This is a genomic window from Azomonas macrocytogenes (assembly GCF_014191985.1).
Taxonomy (GTDB): Bacteria; Pseudomonadota; Gammaproteobacteria; order Pseudomonadales; family Pseudomonadaceae; genus Azomonas; species Azomonas macrocytogenes.
On sequence record NZ_JACHXI010000015.1, the window covers coordinates 11456 to 27224 of the forward strand.

The window sequence follows — 15769 nt, forward strand, 5'->3', positions numbered from 1 at the left end:
ATTCAGCCAAATTAGGCTTCTACGACCGGAATTTTCGCATTTGCCGCAGTTTCACGGAATTGAGCGATTTGGTCGAAGCTCAGATAGCGATAGATATCGGCAGACATGCTGTCGATATTTTGCGCGTACTGCATGTACTCTTCTGTCGTTGGTAGCTTGCCAAGGATCGAGGCGACTGCTGCCAATTCAGCGGAAGCCAGGTACACGTTGGTAGCATCACCCAAGCGGTTCGGGAAGTTACGAGTGGAAGTGGAAACTACAGTAGAGCCTGTTTGCACCCGAGCTTGGTTGCCCATGCAAAGTGAGCACCCTGGCATTTCCATGCGTGCACCTGCTTTCCCGTAGATGCCGTAGTAGCCTTCTTCGGTAAGCTGATGCTGATCCATCTTGGTTGGTGGGGAGAGCCACAGTCGGGTAGGAATACCCCCTTTGACTTTCTCTAGTAGTTTACCTGCAGCGCGGAAGTGACCGATATTGGTCATACAAGAGCCAATAAACACTTCGTCGATTTTCTGGCCAGCTACGCTAGAGAGAAGGCGAGCATCATCTGGATCGTTGGGTGCGCAAAGAACTGGCTCCTTGACATCTGCCAGATCGATTTCGATAACGGCTGCGTATTCGGCATCTTTATCGGCTACGAGTAATTCTGGCTTGGCCAGCCACGCTTCCATTGCTTTGGCACGACGTTCCAGTGTACGCGGATCACCATAACCTTCGCCAATCATCCAGCGCAGTAGAGTGATGTTGGATTTCAGGTAGTCGGCAATCGGTTTTTCCGGAAGCTTGATGGTGCAACCAGCTGCAGAACGTTCGGCCGAAGCGTCGGAGAGTTCGAAAGCTTGTTCGACGGTCAGTTCGTTCAGGCCTTCGATTTCGAGGATACGGCCGGAGAAAATGTTCTTCTTGCCTTTCTTCTCGACAGTCAGCAGGCCTTGCTGAATAGCATAGTAAGGAATCGAATGAACTAGGTCGCGAAGGGTGATACCAGGTTGCATTTTGCCTTTAAAACGCACCAAGACCGATTCTGGCATGTCTAGTGGCATGACGCCTGTTGCTGCGGCGAACGCTACCAAGCCAGAGCCAGCCGGGAACGAGATGCCGATTGGGAAGCGGGTATGCGAGTCACCACCAGTACCTACGGTATCTGGCAGCAGCATACGGTTCAACCAGCTATGGATGATACCGTCGCCAGGACGCAGAGAGACACCACCGCGGGTCATGATGAAATCGGGCAGCGTATGGTGAGTTTTGACGTCGATAGGCTTCGGATAGGCAGCGGTGTGGCAGAAGGACTGCATGACCAGATCAGCAGAGAAGCCAAGGCACGCGAGGTCTTTAAGCTCGTCGCGGGTCATCGGGCCAGTAGTGTCCTGAGAGCCGACAGTGGTCATCTTCGGTTCGCAGTAGGTTCCCGGACGAACGCCTTTACCTTCTGGCAGACCGCAAGCACGACCAACCATTTTTTGAGCAAGGGTATAACCTTTGTCGGAATCCTGGGGCTGATCGGGTTGCTTGAATAGATCTGATGGACCCATTCCTAATTCGGCGCGGGCTTTTTCGGTTAGGCCACGTCCGATGATCAGCGGAATACGACCGCCAGCACGAACTTCGTCCAGCAAAACCGGAGTTTTCAACTCGAAAGTGGTAATAGCGTCATCGCTACCATGCTTGCAGACTTTGCCAGCATATGGATAAACGTCGATTACATCGCCCATGGCGAGGTTGGTGCAATCGAATTCGATTGGCAGAGCGCCAGCATCTTCCATGGTGTTGTAGAAGATGGGGGCGATCTTTGTACCGAAGCAGAAACCGCCAGCGCGCTTGTTGGGTACGTAAGGAATGTCGTCGCCAAAGAACCATAGTACGGAGTTAGTAGCGGACTTACGCGAAGAACCAGTACCGACAACGTCGCCCACGTAGGCAACCGGGAAGCCTTTGGCACGAACTTCTTCAATTTGCTTCAGCGGACCAACAGAACCTGGCTGCACTGGCTCGATGCCATCGCGAGCCATTTTCAGCATAGCCAGAGCATGCAGTGGAATGTCCGGGCGCGACCAGGCATCCGGAGCGGGCGACAAGTCGTCGGTATTGGTTTCGCCAGGAACCTTGAAGACAGTCAACGACAGTTTTTCAGGAACGGCAGGGTGGGCCTTGAACCATTCGCCTTCGGCCCAGGATTGCAGAACAGCTTTGGCATTGGCGTTGCCGGCCTTGCCTTTTTCTGCCACATCATGGAAAGCGTCGAACATCAGCAGGGTGTGTTTCAGTTGCTCGGCTGCAATGGTGGCCAAATCCGGGCTATCCAATAGCTCGACCAGAGTAGCGATGTTGTAGCCACCTTGCATGGTGCCGAGCAATTCGACTGCACGCTGCTTGGTGAGCAGTGGGGAAGCGATTTCGCCTTTGGCAATGGCAGAAAGGAAACCAGCTTTTACATAAGCAGCTTCATCTACACCCGGAGGAATACGATTGGTGATCAGATCAACGAGGAACTCTTCTTCGCCGGCCGGTGGATTCTTCAACAGTTCAACCAGAGCGGCTGCTTGCTCGGCATTCAACGGTTGGGGCACAACGCCCTGGGCGGCACGCTCTTCTACGTGTTTGCGATAGGCTTCAAGCACAGTTTTTCCCTCATCATTGTTCCCATGGAGTCATGGGATGCGCGTCCAGAAGCTGTTTTCAAAGTTTTACGATGAAAGACCCTGACCGGGGGGGCACCGGTACTGGGTCTATTAAGTCATCAACTGTGCTCGTGACGCTTTGAAAACAGCTTCATTACGGACATTAGCGCCTCAAAGGCAGTAGCGAGTGTACTGGAACAAAGCACCAAAGTTAAGCTGGGTAGTACTTTGGCATATATCTACTTTGGATCTCGTTGGTATTGTTGATTTTATGGGAGCCCAGTAACTGCGGGCTTTCCTGGGGTTTGCTGTTTTGAATGGATAAGCGTTTTGGACAAAAGTCTTATAACAATCGCCATGAGATCGGTTTGGGTGGCCGGATTGCTTCTTATTGGCGATAGGTTTGTAGAAAATTACCTATTCGGCGAATGGCCATTTCTAGATCGTCTATCCAGGGTAGGGTAACAACGCGGAAATGATCCGGCCATGGCCAATTGAATGCAGTTCCTTGAACAATAAGGAGTTTTTCTGAAAGTAACAGGTCAAGTGCAAACTTTTCGTCGTTGTGGATCGGGCAGGATTTTGGATCAATTCTGGGGAAAGCATAAAGTGCTCCCATAGGTTTGACGCAACTGATACCAGGAATATCGTTAAGCAGTTCCCAAGCGCGATTGCGCTGTTCCAACAGGCGCCCGCCCGGCAGAATGAGATCATTGACGCTCTGATAGCCACCCAGAGCAGTCTGGATTGCATGCTGAGAGGGTACGTTTGCACAGAGCCGCATTGAAGCAAGAATGTCCAAGCCTTCGATGTAGCTGTGAGCCTTGTGCTTTGGCCCTGAAATGGCTATCCAGCCGGAGCGAAAGCCTGCTACGCGATAGGATTTTGATAAGCCATTGAACGTAAGGCAGAGTACATCCGGAGCTAGAGATGCCGTAGAGATATGCTTGGCATCCTCGTAAAGAATTTTATCGTAGATCTCATCTGAAAAAAGCACCAGGTTATGTTGCCTGGCCAGTTCGATCATGCCTTCGAGTATTTCTTTTGGATAAACCGCCCCAGTAGGATTGTTTGGATTGATAAGCACTAATGCTTTGGTGTTTGAGCTGATTTTGCTCTTGATATCGTCAAGGTCGGGCCACCAATTGGCTTGCTCATCACATAGGTAATGCACCGGTTTACCGCCGGAGAGGCTTACAGATGCTGTCCAAAGTGGATAGTCAGGCGCTGGAATGAGTACTTCATCGTTGTTGTTGAGCAGCGCTTGAAGGGCCATGACAATCAATTCCGATACGCCGTTGCCCAAATAGATATCTTCGACACCGATACCCTCTACCTGCTTTTGCTGGTAGTACTGCATCACTGCCTTACGTGCGCTGAAAAGCCCTTTGGAATCACTATAGCCTTGTGCTGTAGGTAAATTACGAATGACGTCTTGCAGAATTTCATCCGGTGCTTCGAAACCGAACGGCGCTGGATTGCCGATATTCAGCTTGAGGATGCGGTGGCCTTCCTCTTCCAAGCGTTTGGCGTGCTTTAGCACTGGCCCACGAATGTCGTAACAAACATTGGCGAGCTTGTTCGATTTGCTTACCTGCATGATGGCAAATGTCTCAAATAGAAAAACATCGGGCTGGAAACAATGACGTGTAGCAAGTCAGCCTGGGATAAGCCACTGTCATAATTGGTCTTAACTTCAAAGGAATGCATCATAATACGCTTGGCTCCAAGCCATGGAAAAGGTTGCGGTAAGCCTTTTTTCCTCGTGAGGTCAATGATGAGCAAATTAGATAAATCCCTCGATTCCTGGCGTAATGAGCTTTCCAGCGAGCAGTTTCATGTTTGCCGGTTGGGAGGGACGGAACCTGCCTTTACCGGTAAGTATTATGCGACGAAGACTCCCGGGACCTATCACTGCACTTGTTGTGATGCACCCTTGTTCGATTCCAATGCCAAGTATGAATCAGGTAGTGGCTGGCCTAGCTATTTCCAGCCTATCGACGACTCGGCAGTATCTAGCAAGGACGATTACAGCTATGGAATGCATCGTATCGAAGTGAAGTGTGCCCGCTGCGATGCTCACCTTGGTCATGTATTTCCCGATGGTCCCAAGCCCACGGGTATGCGTTTCTGCATCAATTCGGCAGCTTTGCAGCTGAAGCCGCGGTAGAGATGGGGCTTCGATCATCGAAAGATAAAGGCGATGAAGCGAACTCCATCGTCTTGGATGGTATGTGCTCGGCAGTTGCCAGCATGTCAGTCCGGACGGCTGGCGATAGTCCGAAAGCCAGTGCTTCCCAGATAAAAAACATTGCTACCATCGGCACAGGGTAGGGCAGCACCAGTGCCACCACAGGCCAGCGACAACAGCATGCCGCGCAATGCGCGTTACCAGCCTGTCGACCAAGGGAGTCGACTGCCCTCGACTTCGCCTTCGGCGGGATGGGCCTGCCAGACCATCGCCAAGAGGCGTTTTTGCTTTTCAAGCCACTATGAAGTCCTGAATTAGTTTTTCCAGTAAACAGGGCAGGCTTCGATCAATCAATGAGTTGTGCCAGCATTCAACGAAAGCAGCTGTAGTTCCTGGCTCCAGTTAAAAGGCTCGCCATTGTTCTCCGCTTCGTAGCGGCGATCCTCCAGATTCTGGAACATGGCTATTTCTTCGTCAGGCATGAAGTGCAGGCAGTTGCCGCCAAAGAACCAAAGCAAGTCGCGTGGTACCAGATGTGCAATCTGTGGGTATCGTTGGAATACTTGGCAGATGAGATCCTGTCCCGAATGCCGTTCTTCCGGGAAGGCTGGCAGTTTCGCCAGCAGCTCATCGAAGCGTTCGAGAAAAAGCTGATGGCTTTCTTCGGAGATCTGCTCCGATTCGCCTATGGCGAGCAGTATGCTGCGTAGGTGAGTCAATAAAGCCAGGTTATGCTCGAAATAGGGGGTAGCCATGTTCAGCCTATATCTTCAGGTAACGTAAGAAGCCGTGAATTCTCGCACGAAGCGGGGTTATCCGGTCGCAGCAGTTTCCCGATTGTTTGAAGTACCCAGGAGGAGGTTTCTTCTCGCTGCGTTCGTTACCTTGGAGAGTGCTGTACGTCCATTGCAAGCCGACTCAATCGTTCCTGGCAAAATTCGGCAGGCTGCCTACGGGGCGACTGAAGCGGAATGGAACCGATATCATGCTTCCGGCGATTTCCTTCTGTACGACAAAATGTAGGTGTGGCCCAGTGCTGCGACCAGTATTTCCGGAGTTTCCCAGTAATGTACCGACCTTGACTCGTTGCCCTTCCTTGACTCTGAGTGAGCCACGACTGAGGTGCAGGTAAGCGGTATGGCTGCCATCGTCATGCTGGATACGCACGAAGTTACCTGCCGGATTGGGGCTTGGCCCGGGTTGCCCATCCTGGACTTCCAATATTACGCCGGCCCGGGCAGCAATGATCGGGGTCCCCACTGGCATGGCCACATCCACGGCATAGCGGCCCTTGGGAGTATCGTGGCTGAAGTCACCGCCGGCCCCTTGGGATACACGGAATGGCCCACCCACCCAGGGTAGTTCGTAGACTGAGCCGGTCATTTCCTTCAGGCTCTCGTTGGGTTTGTATGGTTGTGTTTTGTAGTTCACGGCATAGCTGAAGCTATGTTTGAACATCAGAGGATAGCGGTTATCCCGCTTGCGAATGGTCGCCAGGCGGACCGTACTGCCTGGGGGGATGCTTTTCTGGATGATGGTCTGGCCCATGCCTGATGCATTGACCATGCGTGACAGGCCGAGCACGGCATTGACTGGAACATTCAGGTTGTTGCGTACCTCGAAGGCTTGACCGGCGGAGGTACGTTGCACCAATAGCTGCACGCCCTTGGTGGTCGCTCCGGCCTTGCCGGTAAACCCGCCCAAGGCGAACGCCAGAGCGAGAGTGTAGAGCATCCCGATTCTTCTCATTATCAATCTTCGTCCTTAACCAGTTCGAAAAGCAGCAATGAACGAGCGTTGACAACAAATTCACTATTGAATTCATAGCGCTCCGGACGAGCGGTCGGGTTGCAGGTATCGATCAGGCGATTCCAGTGCATGCCTTGGGGGACTTCGGGAAGCACGAATATCAGTTCCTCGTGGTGTGCATTGACTATGAGCAGCAGGGTGGCATCCGAACCGGTACGGCGAATTCCGGTAGGTTGGGCGCGGCCATCGAGCAGCATGCCGAGACAGCGATTGTTGCCATCTTGCCACTGTTCGACAGTCATTTCCTCGGCGCTCGGGGCGAGCCAGGTAACGTCCTTGACGCCCAGTTCCTCATTATAGGCACCCACCAGGAAGCGGCCACGGCGCAGCATGGGGAAACGTTGGCGCAGGCGAATCAGCTTGCGCACGAACATCATCAGGAATTCGCCATTGTGGCCGAATTCCCAATTCACCCAGCCGATATCGCTGTCCTGACAATAGGCATTATTGTTGCCACGTTGGGTCCGGGCAAACTCATCGCCGGCCACGATCATCGGGGTACCCTGGGAGAACAGCAGAGTAGCAAAGAAATTGCGCATCTGGCGCAGGCGCAGGGCGAGGATTTCCGGGTCATCGGTCGGACCTTCCTCGCCATGGTTCCAGGACAGGTTGTTATCTGTGCCGTCCCGGTTGGCTTCATCGTTGGCTTCATTGTGCTTGTGGTCGTAGGAGACCAGGTCGTTCATGGTGAAGCCATCGTGTGCCGTGATGAAGTTGACTGAGCTGAAGGGCTTGCGGCCGCGCTCGTCGAAGAGGTCGGCGGAACCTGTCAAACGGCGGCCAAAGTCGGCCAGCTTGTCGCTGTCGCCTTTCCAGAATGCACGGATAGTATCGCGATACTGGTCGTTCCACTCTGCCCAGCCTGGTGGAAAACGTCCCACCTGATAACCGCCGGGACCGCAGTCCCAGGGTTCGGCGATCAGTTTGATCTTGGCCAGGACCGGGTCCTGCTGGCAGGCGACGAGAAAACCGTGGCGTTCGTCGAAGCCATCGTATTCGCGGCCGAGGATCGTCGCCAGATCGAAGCGAAAGCCATCCACATGCATTTCTTCGGCCCAGTAGCGCAAGGAGTCAGTAACCATCTGGACCACACGTGGATGGGTCATGTCCAGGGTGTTGCCGGTACCCGTGTCGTTGACGTAATAGCGATGATTGTCCTGCATCAGCCGGTAATAGGACGCGTTGTCGATACCGCGCATGGATAGCGTCGGGCCCATTTCATTGCCTTCGGCGGTGTGGTTGTAGACCACATCCAGCAGTACTTCAAGATTGGCATTGTGCAGGTATGCGACCATCTCCTTGAATTCAGCGATCCGTCCACTGGCCAGGTAGAGTGGGTTCGGTGCAAAAAAGGCGATGCTGTTGTAGCCCCAATAATTGCTCATGCCTTTTTCCAGCAGATGCTGATCCTGTACGAAGGCATGAATAGGCAAGAATTCGATGGAGGAAATACCCAGCTTGCGCAAATAATCGATGACTTCCGGCGTTTTCATGCCGGCGAAGGTGCCACGTACCTCTTTTGCCACTGCTGGATGCAGCATGGTGTAGCCGCGCACATGAGTCTCGTAAATGATGGTGTGATCCCAGGGAATCTGTACAGGGTGATCTCGGCCCCAGGTGAAGGCCGGGTCGATCACCTTGCATTTGGGTACGTAAGGAGAGCTGTCGCGTTCATCGAAACTGAGATCGGCATCACGATGACCAATGGTGTAGCCGAACAGTGCTTCCGACCAGCGCAGTTCACCGACCAGTTGCTTGGCGTAAGGGTCGATCAGCAGCTTGTTGTGGTTGAAACGATGCCCTGCTTCAGGATCATAAAGTCCGTAAACCCGATAAGCGTAAACCTGGCCTGGATGGGCATCGGGTAGATAGCCATGCCAGATTTCGTTGGTATATTCCGGTAATTCGATGCGCTCCAGTTCAGTCTTGCCATTGGTGTCGAACAAGCACAGTTCTACTTTGGCCGCATTGGCCGAGAAGATGGCGAAGTTGACGCCCAATCCATCCCAGGTGGCACCCAGTGGAAAGGGCAAGCCCTCGCGTATGCGAGACGGCGTCATCACGTAAGGAGCCTGGACAGCTTTGGCGGCTTTTTTAGGCATGAACGATTCCTTGGAGATCGATGACGAATAAGGTCGGTACGGCTTTGTCCTGCGTCAGCCCATGGACGGATTCATTTGTCTTCTTTACGTACTGTCCTGGGCGTGCGTGGCTTACGAATGGTTTGTACTGTTTCGCTTCCTGTTTCGGAAGGGCCGGCCTTGGCAGCGGCGCTGCGTGTGCGCGTTGCTTTTGATTCGCTCGGCGTGGCGTCAGTCGGTTTGGTTGTTGTCTTGCGAGTACGTCCGGTCGGTTTGATTGAGGCACCGTTTTCTTCGGCGTGGGCCAGTTTGCAAGCCATTTCCCAATGGCGGCCTTCTTCCCCATGTGGGCAGCCTTCCGACTGCCAGATCTGATAGGCCAGTTCCCGTATGCGTTGCTCGGTTGCAGTCATTATCTTGATTCTCCCGATTAGTCAGGCTTTTTTATAAAGAATAGCCAATGGCAGGCTTTTCAGAGCCAGTGCAGCGCCAAGGCTGGCCTGTTCGATGACCAGAGAAATATCTGCGAACAGTGAGTACAACGAAACACCGATCAGTTCTGCAGGTACATGGATGCGTGTATCGCTCCAGCGAGCCGCAGGTATCTGCAGGCTTGAACCGTCACCAAGCAGCGATGAGGTGAATCTCGGGGCCACGATCAGCGCCCAGTTGCCCCGGTGTTCGCGAGCAAAAGCCAGCAATTGGTCACGGTGCTCACCCTCTACAGCCAATGGTAGATAACGGCCTGCGGTGAATAAAAGGGGATAGGCTTGGCGAAGCTCCAGCGTACGAGCGATCAACCATTGTTTGATGTGTCCATCCTGCCAGCGTTCGATGAGTTCGAGTGGCTCGGATGACTCGGCCAGGGCGTGGCGGCGCGCGGCGAAATCCACGGGGCGGCGATTGTCTGGATCGACCAGGCTGAAATCCCAGAATTCGGCACCCTGGTACAAATCCGGCACACCCGGAGTCGTCATGCGCAACAAGGTTTGAACCAGACCATTGAGCGCACCGGCGGTAGCAAGCGTACCGGCCGCTGCAGCTATTTCGGTACGCAGGGTGTGGCCTTGCTCGCCCAAGAGTAGGCCTTCGGTATAAGCGCGGCAGGCACTTTCGTAGGCAGTATTCTGGGTGCTCCAGGACGTACGCAATTTGGCTTCGCGGATGGCTTTTTCCTGCCACTTGAGGGTGCGCTCGCAGTAAGCCTGCATCCCTGAAGCGTCATCTGCGGCAAGTTCCAATGGCCAACTGCCGAGCAGTGTCTGCACAAGCAACAGTTCATCGGCTGGGGAGGGTGCAGGGCCTTCTGGCTGATCCTGGCGCAATGCTGCCGCCAGCTCACGCCAGCGCTGGACCTTTTCCACGAACCAGGTGGCTCTTTCGCTGATCACAGCCAGACGCGCACGGGTATCTTCACCGCGTTTGTGGTCGTGGGTTGCAGTGGTCAGCAGATTGCGCGGAAAGCGTTCAGCCCGTTCCTGGCAGGCCTTGTGAAAGGCCTCGATCGGAGCACTGAATACTTGCGGATCGAATCCTACATCGTTGCGTGAGAGCAAGACCGCCGAGCGGTAACAGGCAGTGTCTTCGACGGCTTTGGCAGCCGCCGGCGAGGTGAGCTGCTGAAAGCGTGTGCAAGCGTAACGGCGGGCCTTGCGGGCTATACCCTTGGGCACTGAGCGCAGGTTTTCACCACCCAGCCAGCGCTGTAAGTGACTGAGCAGCGGCCAATCGGCTTCGCTCAAGGTACTGCGTGCACCTTCTATCGCTTGTTGCAGGAAAGGTTCATCTTCTTTCGCACGCCCGGCCGTACCGATGTAAGTGCGATAGATGGGGAAATGCACGATCAGCTCCAACAGGGCCCGCCGAATTGCGCCGAGAGTGATGTCGCGAGTCATCAGATCGCTGCGGGCTACTTGCAAAAGTGCTTGGGCTACGGTTTCGAAGTCGCCGGCGAGTGGGCCGGTCAAGATCAGTTGCCGGGCCTGGCGAGCTTCTTCGAGAAAATCCGGAGTACGGCCGGTGACTTCGCTCCAGAGCGAACGGAGTATTGGTTCGCCCGCCGGGTCGTGTTGCAGCAACGACACCTGGTTCATGAATTCGTAGCCGGTGGTACCGTCCACTCCCCAATCGCCATGTAGCTGTTCGCCCTGGCCGAGGATTTTCTCGACGTAGATCGGAAAATGTTCCAATACCGTGGAAGCAGGACGGATAGGGTTCAAGCGGTCGACACGCCGGCGCAGACGGCGGCAATAAGTCCGGGGATTAGCCAGACCGTCAACATGATCGATGCGCAGACCATCGACCAGCCCTTTGCCGATCAGCTCAAAGATTTTCGTATGGGTTTCTTCGAACACCAGCGGGCGCTCGACACGCAACCCGCCCAATTCGTTTATATCGAAAAAGCGCCGCCAGTTGATGTCGTCCGCTGCCGTGCGCCAACTGGCCAGGCGATAGTGCTGACGCTCGAGCAGGCTGTGCAGGCGCTTGAAACCTTCGGTTGTAGTGGAGTCGTAGCATTGCAGGCCGGATTCCAGTGCTTGGCGGGTTTGCGGATCTTCCAGCAGCCGGGCCAGTTCGGCACGCAGCTCCTGGGCGGCAGAATAGGGCGCTGGTGCGGTTTTCAACGCATCGAAGCGTTGCGCCAGGGATTTCAGCTGGGCGTCGTCGGCCGCACGCAGGATTTCCCCATAGCTTGGCGGTGTTATCGGGAAATGATGCTCGTAGTGCTCGGCATAAAGCTTGCCGGTGTCTGCGTCCAGGCGCAGGGTGATCTGGCCTTGCTGTAATACGTCACCATAATCGTTGCCTAGGAAGGGGACGAGCAATAATCCATCAAGCAACGGGTCGGGTGAATTCCATTCGATATCGAAAAATTGCGCATAAGGGCTGTTGCGTCCCCATTCCAGTACGTCCAGCCACCAGGCATTGCCGGTACCGCCGACTGCCATGTGGTTGGAAACAATATCAAGGATCAGGCCCATCTCGCGTTCGCGTAATGCATCGACCAGACGCTGCAAGGCCGATTCGCCGCCGAGCTCCGGATTGATATGGGTCGGATCGATCACATCATAGCCATGCAGCGAGCCGGGCCGGGCCGTCAGCAGGGGCGATGCATAGATATGGCTGATGCCCAGCCTCGCGAAATAATCGATGAGGCTGAGGGCATCATCCAGCGTGAAGTCGCGGTGAAATTGCAGGCGCAACGTGGAGGTCAGGGCCTTCATTGCGGTTTTCTCCGGCTGGCCTGGCGCCTGGCGTCGGCCAGCAAGGCCAGACGCTTGGCAGGGACCAATCCGTCGAGCAGAGTAGCGCTGTCGCCAGGGTAGCGGCGCCGCCAGTTAGGATGAGGAGCGGTATTGCCCGGCATGTTGGCTTGTTCGATCAAGCCCAGCGTATCTTCCAGTGGGAACAGCACCAGTGGAGCGGCAGTGCGGCCGAGGAAGGTTGCGCTGGCATCCAGTGCTTGTTCCGGGGTGAGCAACAGGCTTTCGTCCTGTTGCAGTTCACGGCGTAGCGAGGTGTTGATTGCCATGCGTTCCTGTTCGCGCCGAGCCACTGCCTCTTCGCGCTGTGCTGCTGGTTCCTGGCCGACGCGGATGCGCCAGTCGATGTCATAGCCTTGCCACCAGCCGGCGATGGTCGGGATGTCATGTGTCGCTGTGGTGGCCAGGGCTCCTGGCGACCAGTTGTCGGGGGGCGGCAGATGCCCCTCGGAATCGCCTTCGAATAGCATCACGCGCATGCCGAAGATGTTACGCGCCGCCAGCTTGTCACGCAGGCCATCGGGGATGGTGCCGAGGTCTTCGCCCAGGATGATCGCGGCGTGCCGCCAGGCTTCCAGGTTCAGCAGGCGCAGCATGTCTTCGAAGGGATAGTTCAAATAAGCACCATGGTTCGGATCGGCACCTTGCGGCATGACCCAGAGACGCTTGAGCCCCATGATATGGTCGATGCGAATGCCGCCGGCATGCGCAAGATTGGCGCGCAGCATCTCGATGAAGGCGCGAAAACCATTGTCGCGCAGCCCGTTCGGCGAGAAGGCGGAAATACCCCAGTTTTGCCCATGTTGGTTGAGAATATCGGGTGGTGCGCCGACGCTCAAAGACGCCAGCAGTTCGGCTTGGCGGCTCCAGGCCTGGCTGCCGCCACCGTCGGCACCGACCGCCAGGTCGGCGATCAGCCCAATGGTCATGCCGGCGCTGCGAGCAGTGATCTGGGCGCGCTCCAGTCCGCGGGCAATCAGCCACTGGCAAAACGCATAAAAACCGATTTCTTCAGTATGTTCCGCTGCAAATGTTTGTACGGCTGCACTATGGGGATCTTGATATTGCTCGGGCCATTCGCGCCAGTGGCAGGCATGCCCTTGCGGTCCTGCCAGGGCGGCATGCAGGGCTTCGAAGCGGCAATGATGCTCCAGGGCCTGCCCACCCGCTTCGCGGAAACTATCGAAATCCTGCTGTTGCGGGTTACCGCCCGTACGAAACTCATTGAACAGCTCGCGCAGCAGGTGTTGGCGGGCCTTGGTCACTGCGGGCCAGTCGAGCAACTCAAGCTGCTCCAGACGGTCAAGTTCTTCTGCCAGCCCCGTGCTTTCTATCGCTTGGCGCAGTGCCCGTTCACCCAGGATACTGCCCGGTGCGCTATGCAGAATATTGAAAAACAGACGGCTGGACGGCGAATACGGGCTGTATTGTTGGGGATAGGCATTGAACATGGCATGTACCGGGCTGATGCTCACCGCATCGGCACCGTGTGCAGCTGCATGCCGGATCAGCTCTTCCAGCGCCTGGGTATCGCCCAGGCCGCCATCGTCGGGACGACGCAGACCGTACAACTGGACGGTTAGTCCCCAGGCGGCACCGTTTCTGCCAGTCACTTCCGGACAGGCAGGCGGCGCTACCGCCAGGGTGACTTCGTGCGTGTCAATATGAAGCCTGTAATAGCCAGGTATATCGATGGCCGGCAGCTGAGCCTGAGCATCCAGATGACCTTCTGTGCGCTGGCCACTCTCTTGCGGTTCGAGCGAAAAGGGCTGGCCAGCTTTGAAGTAGGCCGATAATGCCAGGCGCGATCCCTGGTCCAGAGTCAGTAGCGGTGGAAGGCTTTCCTGACCCTTGTTCAGGTTGAGTTTTTCCAGACTGGCATCGATATCGCCAGCCGTTTGCGCGGGTAGCCCGAGCCCGGCAAGTACGGAGCGCAACACGTCTGGTGTCACCCGTTGCGGTCGTTCGTTGGCATCTACCCAATCGATGGAGAGGCCGGCGGCCTCTGCCAGGTGCAGCAGACGCTCATCGGACATTTGTATCCTCCAGGTAAACGAGTGCGGTGCGGGCTGGCAGTCGGTTGTGGCGGCGTTCCTGTTGTACGGCACTGCTGGCGAACAGCAATTTCGCCTCGGGCTCCTGTCCGATGCAAACCTCGTGATCGCCAAGGTTCAGTTCGAGGCGCAGTACGCTACCATCGCCCAGTTTCCAGCAGGCCAAGGCAGCGGCTTCACCCAGGGCACTGGCACCGAGAAAGCTGGATCCAGGCAGGCGTGGCACAATTTCGTTGTGTCGGATACTTAATAACTGGCGATGCAGGGCCAGCCATTCGCCATGGCGGGGTTCGTCTTTGCTGGTCGTATCCGGGCAGGAGGCTTCAAAGGTCGAAGCCGCATTCGGATCTGGAATACGCTGGCGAATCTTGGGATCGGCAAATTCGCTGAACTCGGCGAATTCGTTACGGCGTCCTTCGCGCACGGCATCGGCCAGTTCGCCATGGTGATCGGTGAAGAAGAAGAACGGCTTGCGCGAGCCCCATTCCTCACCCATGAATAGCATGGGGATCATCGGCGAAAGCAGCAGCAAGGCCATGGCGGCACGCAGTGTGTCCGGTTTTGCCAAACTTATCAGGCGCTCGCCAAATGCACGGTTACCGATCTGGTCGTGATTCTGCAGAAATAGCACGAAGGCAGTCGGTGGCAGGCCCTTGGTCGATTCGCCCCGGGATTCGCCGCGGCGGTTTTGCTGGCCCTGGTAGATGAATCCTTCACCGAGGAAACGCACCAGTTTCTGGGTAGTGTCCTGGCAGTAATCGGCGTAGTAGCCCTGGCATTCGCCTGTCATCAAGACATGCAGAATGTTGTGACCATCGTCGTTCCACTGTGCAACATAATCCTGTTGCAACAGGCTCGCTTGGTTGTGCTCGTTCTCCAACACCAAATGCACATGGCGGCCTGGTTCCACGGCAGCGCGTACCCGTTTGGAAAGCTCGGGCAGGAAGCTGCGGTCGGTAATGGCATGGACCGCATCCAGGCGCAGGCCGTCGAAGCGGTATTCCATCAACCACATCAGGGCATTATCGATAAAGAAATCGCGCACCTCCTGGCGGCGGAAATCAATGGCACCGCCCCAGGGAGTCTGTTGGTCTTCGCGGAAGAAATGCTTGGCGTAACGTCCCAGGTAATTGCCATCGGGGCCGAAGTGGTTGTAGACCACATCGAGAAATACCATCAGACCATGCCCGTGGGCAGTGTCGATCAGCTGTTTGAGAGCGTCCGGCGAGCCATAGCTGGCATCCGGGGCATAGGGCAAAACGCCGTCATAACCCCAGTTACAGGCACCGGGAAACTCGGCCAAGGGCATCAGCTCGATGGCGGTTATCCCGAGCTCTGCCAGGTCGCCAAGGCTGCTTTCGATGCCTCGATAGCCACCATATGCACCTACATGCAGCTCGTAAAGAACCGTTTCGTGCCATGGACGTCCATGCCAGTCGGTATTGCGCCACGTATAGGAATTAGGATCAACCACAAGACTGGCGCTGTGTACATCGCCGTCCTGCGCGCGTGACGCAGGATCGGGAACTACCAGTTCGTTGTCGATCAGAAAGCTATAACGGGTGCCGGCACCGCAGGCGGCTCGAAGGCTGTACCAGCCCTTGTCATCCACCTGCATCGGTATCGTTTCACCGCCTTCGAGTTGAAGTGCAACGATACGTGCATCCGGTGCCCAGAGGTTGAAGCGGGTTTCTTTGCTATTTAGCAGTGTCGCGCCGTGTTGCGTTGTCGTCGGGACGGGCTGCATACG

The 15769-nt window shown here is 55.7% G+C and carries 10 protein-coding genes; 1 reads left to right on the top strand and 9 read right to left on the bottom strand.

The features are described from left to right. Positions 1-11: 11 nt before the first annotated feature. The gene (acnB, locus tag FHR87_RS13495; RefSeq protein ID WP_183167254.1) at positions 12-2621 is read right to left on the bottom strand and encodes a bifunctional aconitate hydratase 2/2-methylisocitrate dehydratase; all 2610 of its coding nucleotides are present in this window, start codon (positions 2619-2621) and stop codon (positions 12-14) included. A gap of 388 nt (positions 2622-3009) precedes the next feature. Further along, positions 3010-4221, bottom strand: coding sequence for a pyridoxal phosphate-dependent aminotransferase (locus tag FHR87_RS13500; RefSeq protein WP_183167255.1), 1212 nt, complete (start codon positions 4219-4221; stop codon positions 3010-3012). Between the two features lie 177 nt (positions 4222-4398). Between FHR87_RS13500 and msrB the strand changes: the two genes are divergently transcribed. Then, positions 4399-4791 (top strand): peptide-methionine (R)-S-oxide reductase MsrB, encoded by a 393-nt coding sequence (msrB, locus tag FHR87_RS13505; protein ID WP_183167321.1) that lies wholly within the window; start codon positions 4399-4401, stop codon positions 4789-4791. A 371-nt stretch (positions 4792-5162) separates the two neighbouring features. On the opposite strand, the gene FHR87_RS13510 is transcribed toward msrB, so the two are convergent. The 7 genes from FHR87_RS13510 to treZ all read right to left on the bottom strand — a co-directional run bounded on the left by FHR87_RS13510 (position 5163) and on the right by treZ (position 15766). Next, the gene (locus tag FHR87_RS13510; RefSeq protein ID WP_183167256.1) at positions 5163-5567 is read right to left on the bottom strand and encodes a PA2817 family protein; all 405 of its coding nucleotides are present in this window, start codon (positions 5565-5567) and stop codon (positions 5163-5165) included. Between the two features lie 163 nt (positions 5568-5730). Then, positions 5731-6546, bottom strand: a complete 816-nt coding sequence (locus FHR87_RS13515) for a M23 family metallopeptidase (RefSeq protein WP_246336040.1) — start codon at positions 6544-6546, stop codon at positions 5731-5733. Between the two features lie 17 nt (positions 6547-6563). Continuing rightward, positions 6564-8723, bottom strand: a complete 2160-nt coding sequence (glgX, locus tag FHR87_RS13520) for a glycogen debranching protein GlgX (protein ID WP_246336041.1) — start codon at positions 8721-8723, stop codon at positions 6564-6566. A gap of 71 nt (positions 8724-8794) precedes the next feature. After that, positions 8795-9115 carry a DUF2934 domain-containing protein gene (locus tag FHR87_RS13525; RefSeq protein WP_183167258.1) on the bottom strand — a complete coding sequence of 107 codons (321 nt, stop codon included), beginning with the start codon at positions 9113-9115 and terminating at the stop codon, positions 8795-8797. A gap of 21 nt (positions 9116-9136) precedes the next feature. Continuing rightward, the gene (locus FHR87_RS13530; protein WP_183167259.1) at positions 9137-11926 is read right to left on the bottom strand and encodes a malto-oligosyltrehalose synthase; all 2790 of its coding nucleotides are present in this window, start codon (positions 11924-11926) and stop codon (positions 9137-9139) included. Next, a complete protein-coding gene (gene malQ, locus FHR87_RS13535; RefSeq protein WP_183167260.1) occupies positions 11923-14001 on the bottom strand; it encodes a 4-alpha-glucanotransferase in 2079 nt (692 codons plus the stop codon). Before malQ ends, FHR87_RS13530 begins: the two co-directional genes overlap by 4 nt. Next, a complete protein-coding gene (treZ, locus tag FHR87_RS13540) occupies positions 13991-15766 on the bottom strand; it encodes a malto-oligosyltrehalose trehalohydrolase (RefSeq protein ID WP_183167323.1) in 1776 nt (591 codons plus the stop codon). Before treZ ends, malQ begins: the two co-directional genes overlap by 11 nt. Positions 15767-15769: the final 3 nt, after the last annotated feature.

What these genes read in the sequence shown, in the direction of transcription:
- FHR87_RS13515 (WP_246336040.1), bottom strand. Translation starts at nt 6,546, where the DNA reads ATGCTCTACACTCTCGCTCTGGCGTTCGCCTTGGGCGGGTTTACCGGC.
- FHR87_RS13500 (WP_183167255.1), bottom strand. Translation starts at nt 4,221, where the DNA reads ATGCAGGTAAGCAAATCGAACAAGCTCGCCAATGTTTGTTACGACATT.
- FHR87_RS13510 (WP_183167256.1), bottom strand. Translation starts at nt 5,567, where the DNA reads ATGGCTACCCCCTATTTCGAGCATAACCTGGCTTTATTGACTCACCTA.
- FHR87_RS13525 (WP_183167258.1), bottom strand. Translation starts at nt 9,115, where the DNA reads ATGACTGCAACCGAGCAACGCATACGGGAACTGGCCTATCAGATCTGG.
- malQ (WP_183167260.1), bottom strand. Translation starts at nt 14,001, where the DNA reads ATGTCCGATGAGCGTCTGCTGCACCTGGCAGAGGCCGCCGGCCTCTCC.
- glgX (WP_246336041.1), bottom strand. Translation starts at nt 8,723, where the DNA reads ATGCCTAAAAAAGCCGCCAAAGCTGTCCAGGCTCCTTACGTGATGACG.
- msrB (WP_183167321.1), top strand. Translation starts at nt 4,399, where the DNA reads ATGAGCAAATTAGATAAATCCCTCGATTCCTGGCGTAATGAGCTTTCC.
- FHR87_RS13530 (WP_183167259.1), bottom strand. Translation starts at nt 11,926, where the DNA reads ATGAAGGCCCTGACCTCCACGTTGCGCCTGCAATTTCACCGCGACTTC.
- treZ (WP_183167323.1), bottom strand. Translation starts at nt 15,766, where the DNA reads ATGCAGCCCGTCCCGACGACAACGCAACACGGCGCGACACTGCTAAAT.